The organism is Streptomyces sp. IBSBF 3136, assembly GCF_036815105.1.
In the GTDB taxonomy this organism is placed as follows: Bacteria; Actinomycetota; Actinomycetes; order Streptomycetales; family Streptomycetaceae; genus Streptomyces.
In genome coordinates this window covers 1-4,900 of the sequence record NZ_JAJSZC010000364.1, presented here as the reverse complement: position 1 = coordinate 4,900, position 4,900 = coordinate 1, and the positions used below count along the sequence as shown (strand labels likewise).

Genomic DNA, 4,900 nt, shown 5'->3' with positions numbered 1-4,900 from the left:
CCCCCCCCCCCCCCCCCCCCCCCCCCCCCCCCCCCCCCCCCCCCCCCCCCCCCCCCCCCCCCCCCCCCCCCCCCCCCCCCCCCCCCCCCCACGGCCGTTCAGGAGGCGGGCGCGGGATCCGGCGGCGCGGCTGCCGTACGGCAGAGCAACAGGCAGACGTCGTCGTCGTGTTCGGAGTCGTGCAGCATCGGCTTCAGCAGCGAGTCGGCCGCCGTCTCCAGGTCCTCCAGCTCCACCGACCCGAGCGCCCCCACGGCCTGCACGAGGCGCTCGATGCCCGCGTCGATCCCGGCCGCCCGCCGCTCCACCAGGCCGTCCGTGTACAGCGCCAGGGTCGACCCCGCGGGCAGTTCGACCGTGTTCTCCTCGTACTCGTAGGCCAGCGGGACGCCCAGCATGATCCCCGGCTTGGCCTCCAGCACCCGCACCGCGCCGTCCGGCTCGCGCACCACGGCCGGCGGATGCCCGGCGGCGGCCCACACCAGCGTGGGTTCGCCCGGCGTGAAACGGGCGATCGCGCAGGTCGCGTACAGCTCCGGCTGCTGGTGGCGGAGCATCCGGTGCAACAGGGTGAGGATGCGCGCGGGTCCGTTGCCCTCGACGGCGTACGCGCGCAGGGCGGTGCGCAACTGCCCCATGATGACGGCCGCGCGCAGCCCGTGCCCCGTGACGTCCCCTATCACCGCGAGCACGCTCCCGTCGGGCTGCGGGAAGGCGTCGTACCAGTCGCCGCCGATGTTCAGGCCGCGCGTGGCGGGCAGGTAGCGGGCGGCCAGCGACAGCTCCGGCGTGCTGGGCAGGTCGGTGAGCTGGGCGCGCTGCAACTCCCTGGCCACGTCCCGGTGCTGTTCGTACTGGCGGGCGTTGTCCAGCGCGATGCCCGCCCGCCGGGCCAGTTCCAGCAGCATCACGGTGGTGTCCGGGTCGAAACGGTCACCGGGCGCGGCCAGCGTCAGCACCCCCTGCACCGTGCGGGCGCCGAGCGGGATGCACAGCAGGGGCCGGCCGGGGGAGAGCGCGGAGGGCGGCGCGTCGTCCACCCCGGGCAGTTCCCCGGGGTGGGCCGCCGCGTGCTGGGGGCGCCCGGTGCGGGCCGCGACCACCGTGGCGGCGGCGCGGTCGCCGGCAGAGGCGCGCTCGTCCTCGGCCAGCCAGAGGTCCACGTGCCGGGCGTACTCCGGGACGAGCAGGTCGGGCAGCCGGCGCACGATGTCCTCGTGGTTCAGCGAGGCGTTGAGGGCGGCGCTCGCGTTCGTCAGGAAGGTGAGCAGCCGGCGGGCCCGCTCCGCCGCGGCCCGGGCGCTCCGCTCGGCTTCGAGCAGTTCGCGCTGGGCCCGCGCGGCCGCCTCCAGCTCGGCGTGCAGCGCGAGGACGCCCTGGTTGGTCTGGTGCAGCTCCTCGCGGTGGAAGCGGACCAGTTCCTCCGTCTCGGCCAGGCCCTCCAGCACGGCGGCCGCGTCCTGGTCGGCGTCCAGGAGCGCCTCGGCGAGTTCCGTGCCGTCCAGGGCGGCGGGGTCGGGCAGCGGCCGGGGCAGGGGAGTGGGGCAGACGAGCGTCCGCAGCCACGGCTCCGGGTGGTCCGATTGCCGTACGCAGACGTGCAGTCGTCCGTCGGCGTCGGCGACGACCCCGACCTGCGCGCCTTTCCCGCCCACGCTGTCGCGTACCCGGTCGGTGAACGCGGCGAGGAAACGGGCGCGGTCGACCGCGGGCACGCCGGCGTCCGCCGTGAGCCGCGCCAGCAGGGCGCGGGCGCGGGCCGCGTCGGCGGTCGAGGCGATGGTCCAGATGTCAGAGGCGGCTGTCATGGGCGGTGGTCCGGCGGTCGGGGGCCAGTACGGCCACGCTGGTGTCGTCGCGTTCGGGGCGGGCGGGACTGCCGGCATCGCGCAGGACCGTCGCGGCCACCACCGTCGGATCATGGGTGAGCAGGCGCGGGTCGTCGGGCGGCGACCAGCGGCTCGGCAGCCCGTCGCTGTGCAGGACGAGCAGGTTGTCCGGCCCCCACGGAGCCCGGCGCAGCGGGACCTGCGCGGGGAAGTACGCCCCGACGATGCCCGGGTGGGAGACGAGCGACGTCCAGCCGTCCGCCGTCCGCAGCCGTGCGCCGATGTTCCCGACCCCGGCGAAATGGAGTTCCCGCCGGTCGGCGTCCACCTGCGCCACGGCGACCGCCGCTCCCCGGGTGCGGCGCAGCGTGCCGTTCAGGCGGCGCAGCAGCTCCACCGGCGGCAGGTGCGCCGCGCGGCGCAGCTCCTCGACCGCGGTGGTGGAGGCGTGCGCGGCCTTGCCGCCGTGGCCGAGGCCGTCGGCGAGCAGCAGCGTCAGCAGGGGACCAGAGCGCGCCCAGCCCCAGACGTCGCCGGAGTGCTCCGCCTGCCCCAGCGCGAGGGTGATCCCGCCCACCGGCAGCGCCTCGTCCGGCGCCGCCCGCCGGACCGGGTGTCGGTCGATCCGGGCCGTCGCCACCGTCCCCCGGCCCGGTGCGCTGTACAGCCGGAAGTCGTTCGCTATGCGCCGGCAACTGCCCAGGCCCGCGCCGAGGGACGCCTCGGCGGTGCTGTACCCGTCCCGCAACGCGGCGCCGACGTCGGCCATGCCCGGCCCGTGGTCGAGCGAGCACAGCTGCACCGACGCGTCACCGGCGGCCCGGCCGGCGGCCGGGCGGTCCACGAGGTTCAGCACCATGCGGCCCCCGCCCGCGTGCCTGAGCAGATTGGTCGCCAGCTCGGTGCCGACCAGCTCCGCGGCCGCCGTGCGGTCCCGGTCGAGGCCCGCCAGGGCACTCGCCTCCCGGGCCGCGACCCGGACGTCCCGCACCCGCGTCGAGTCGTGCACCGGGATCTCCCAGACCCGACTCATCGCACCCCCGGGCGGGAGGACGGCACGTGGGTGACCCAGGCGACGGCCGTGACCGTGGTGCCCCGGCCCGGCTCGGTGTCCACCTCGAACTCGTGCACGAGCCGCTTCGCGCCGCTCAGCCCGAGTCCCAGGCCGCCCCCCGAGGTGTAGCCGTCGCTCATCGCCAGGTCGAGGTCGCCGATGCCCGGGCCCTCGTCGGTGAAGCTCATCCGCAGCCCCTGGGTGCGGCCGTTGTCCAGCGGAGTGATCTCCGCCCGGCCGCCACCACCGTGCACCAGTGTGTTGCGGGCCAGCTCGCTGGCCGCGGTCACCAGCTTGGTCTGCTGCACCAGCCCGAAACCGAGCTGCGCCGCGCACTGGCGCACCTGCTGCCGGACCCAGGCCAGATCCGCGTCCGAGCCGATGGGCAGGCTGGTCGCGGACGCGTGGCCGGATGCCTGCATCACGTTCCCCCCGAAGACAGCAGTTCCATGGCGCGGTCGACGTCGAGGGCCGTCACCAGCCCGGGCAGCGTGAGTCCCAGCTCGACCAGCGTGATCGCCACGGCCGGCCGCATGCCCGCGATCACCGTACGGGCCGCGAGCAGCCGGGTCATCGAGGCGATCTCTCCGAGTACCCGCCCGAGGAAGGAGTCGACCATGTCCACACCGGAGATGTCGATCACCACACCGGTCACACCGCCGGCGGCCGCACGGCTGGTGAGGTCCTGCTGGAGCTGCTCGGCCATGCCGTCGTGCAGTTCGCCCTGCAGGGAGACCAGCAGGACGCCGCCCAGGGCCAGCACGGGCACCTGGGTCGGCACGGGCATCTGGGTCGGCACGGGCATCTGGGCCTCCCCGGTGAGCGGCTGGTTCACCGGGCGCTCGCAGCGGCGTCCGCGGGGGCCGTGACCACGATGCCTTGCCGGCCCAGCGCGTAGGCGAGCGCGTCCGCCAGCGAGGCCCGGGTGACGACCGAGCCGAGGTCGATGCCGAGCTGCACGATCGTCTGCGCGATCGCCGGACGGATACCGGAGACGATGCATTCGGCCCCCATCAGCCGAGCGGCGGCCACGGTCTTCATCAGGTGCTGCGCGACCAGCGAGTCGACCGTCGGCACACCGGTGATGTCCAGGATGGCGTACCGCGCCCGCTGCTCGACGATCGCCTCCAGCAGGGACTCCATGACCACCTGGCTGCGGGCGCTGTCCAGGGTCCCGATCAGCGGGACCGCGACCGTCCCCTCCCACAGGTTGATGACCGGCGTGGCCGTTTCGCTCAGCTGCAGCCGCTGCCGCTCGATCAGGTCCTCGCCCTGGCTGAGCGTCGTCTCCATGACCACCAGGCGCAGGGTGCCCATGATCAGGGTCAGGGTGAGGACGCTGTCCTGTGCCTCGGCGCCGTAGGGCTCGGGGAACTCCCGGCGCAGCAGCTCGACCGCGGGCTCGCGCAGTGCGGCCACCTCGTCGGCGATCTGCGCCGGGGTGGACCCGGTACGGGACCGGGTCGCCGCCATCCGGCCCAGCTGCTCGCGCACGGTGGCGAAGCCGGGTGCGCCGATGTGCTCGGGCCGTCCGCTCACCGCGACGTCGGAGAGCGCGTCCACGACGGCCTTGCACGCCTCGACCGCTTCGTCGCGGGAGACGGTGAAGACCGAACGGAACAAGGGCGCGTCCGCCCAGCGCTGGGCGATCTGCTCCCGCCGCCGCTCCAGGAAGGAGCTCACCAACTGCGCCGCCGATCGGGCCGCGTCCTGCTCCGGCACGTACATCCTCTCCCTTCCGACGACCCCTCGGTCCGCCGCCGGACGGCCGGCCCGGGGGCCGTCCGATGCCGTCCGGTCACGGTGCCGCGAGGCCCTGACCACTGCACACTCCCGTCCGTCCCCGCAGAGCGAGCCGCCCCCTGGCGCGCCGGGGCCGGTGCGCACCGGAGGGCTCGACCCGGCCGCGCCGGCCGTCAAGCCCTCCGTGTCGCACGCCCGGCGCACGGGCAGGGGGGGGGGGGGGGGGGGGGGGGGGGGGGGGGGGGGGGGGGGGGGGGGGGGGGGGGGGGGGGGG

5 protein-coding genes are annotated in these 4,900 nt (G+C 75.7%); all 5 read right to left on the bottom strand.

The genetic code is table 11. The features are described from left to right. Positions 1-98: 98 nt before the first annotated feature. From V7E45_RS38780 to V7E45_RS38760, 5 genes are read right to left on the bottom strand one after another with little or no spacing between them, the layout of a single operon-like run. A complete protein-coding gene (locus V7E45_RS38780; RefSeq protein ID WP_333778983.1) occupies positions 99-1,808 on the bottom strand; it encodes a PP2C family protein-serine/threonine phosphatase in 1,710 nt (569 codons plus the stop codon). Further along, positions 1,792-2,862 carry an ATP-binding SpoIIE family protein phosphatase gene (locus V7E45_RS38775; RefSeq protein WP_333778982.1) on the bottom strand — a complete coding sequence of 357 codons (1,071 nt, stop codon included), beginning with the start codon at positions 2,860-2,862 and terminating at the stop codon, positions 1,792-1,794. Before V7E45_RS38775 ends, V7E45_RS38780 begins: the two co-directional genes overlap by 17 nt. Further along, positions 2,859-3,305: an anti-sigma regulatory factor gene (locus V7E45_RS38770; RefSeq protein WP_333778981.1), complete on the bottom strand. Its 447-nt coding sequence runs from the start codon at positions 3,303-3,305 to the stop codon at positions 2,859-2,861. Before V7E45_RS38770 ends, V7E45_RS38775 begins: the two co-directional genes overlap by 4 nt. Continuing rightward, positions 3,305-3,688, bottom strand: coding sequence for an STAS domain-containing protein (locus V7E45_RS38765; protein ID WP_333778980.1), 384 nt, complete (start codon positions 3,686-3,688; stop codon positions 3,305-3,307). Before V7E45_RS38765 ends, V7E45_RS38770 begins: the two co-directional genes overlap by 1 nt. Before the next feature lie 26 nt (positions 3,689-3,714). Next, entirely contained in the window at positions 3,715-4,611 is an 897-nt protein-coding gene (locus V7E45_RS38760; RefSeq protein WP_333778979.1) for an STAS domain-containing protein, read from the bottom strand. Between the last annotated feature and the right edge of the window lie 289 nt (positions 4,612-4,900).

Coding starts and splice junctions, on each gene's coding strand:
- V7E45_RS38765 (WP_333778980.1), bottom strand. CDS start 3,688: ATGCCCGTGCCGACCCAGATGCCCGTGCCGACCCAGGTGCCCGTGCTG.
- V7E45_RS38770 (WP_333778981.1), bottom strand. CDS start 3,305: ATGCAGGCATCCGGCCACGCGTCCGCGACCAGCCTGCCCATCGGCTCG.
- V7E45_RS38760 (WP_333778979.1), bottom strand. CDS start 4,611: ATGTACGTGCCGGAGCAGGACGCGGCCCGATCGGCGGCGCAGTTGGTG.
- V7E45_RS38775 (WP_333778982.1), bottom strand. CDS start 2,862: ATGAGTCGGGTCTGGGAGATCCCGGTGCACGACTCGACGCGGGTGCGG.
- V7E45_RS38780 (WP_333778983.1), bottom strand. CDS start 1,808: ATGACAGCCGCCTCTGACATCTGGACCATCGCCTCGACCGCCGACGCG.